This is a genomic window from Chromobacterium sp. S0633, assembly GCF_024158805.1.
Lineage (GTDB): Bacteria > Pseudomonadota > Gammaproteobacteria > Burkholderiales > Chromobacteriaceae > Chromobacterium.
Map to the genome: position 1 here is coordinate 1 of NZ_JAMZGH010000131.1, position 592 is coordinate 592.

General features: G+C 71.3%; 1 protein-coding gene. It reads left to right on the plus strand.

Going from position 1 to position 592, the window contains the following annotated elements; translation table 11 throughout:
- On the plus strand, nt 1-592 hold a 592-nt coding region (locus tag NK214_RS24930; RefSeq protein ID WP_253315815.1), incomplete at both ends, for a hypothetical protein.

Consider the following 592-nt stretch of genomic DNA (forward strand, 5'->3'; position numbering starts at 1 on the left):
TCCGTCACCCAACCGGTCGCCTGGCGCGACCAGCCGCAGATCGTTCACATCGGCGGCAATCAGCCGGCGGCGGCCACTCGCGGCCTGATCCGCTATCGCAGCGCCGGCGGCGCCTGGGCCGAAGCGCCGCTGAGCCGCGCCGCCAACGGCGAATGGGACTGGGACAGCAGCGCGCTGGCCAAGGGCTTGAGCGCGCCGACGGTCTACGACTTCGAATACCAGCTGTTCGACGCCAACGGCCTGATGCTCAATCGCGCCGGCGGTCAACTGACGCTGGGCGGCGGCGCCGTCAGCGTCAATACCAAGGGCCTGACGCTGCCGCTGATGGTCAGCTTCAATCCGCCGCAGACCCAGGCCGCCCAGCTCTTGCTGTCCTACCGGAGCAAGGGTAGCCAGGGCGCCTGGACCCAGGCGGCGCTGAGCCGAAACGCCCAGGGCCAGTTCGCTTTGAACGCCGACGCGCTGGCCGCCGGCGACTACGAGTACCGCTACCAGCTGGCCGACGCCCAGGGCGCCTTGCTGACCGGCGCCGACGGCGCGGCGCTGGACGTCAGCGGCTATCTGCGCCGCCACAGCGGCGTCGACAGCGCCC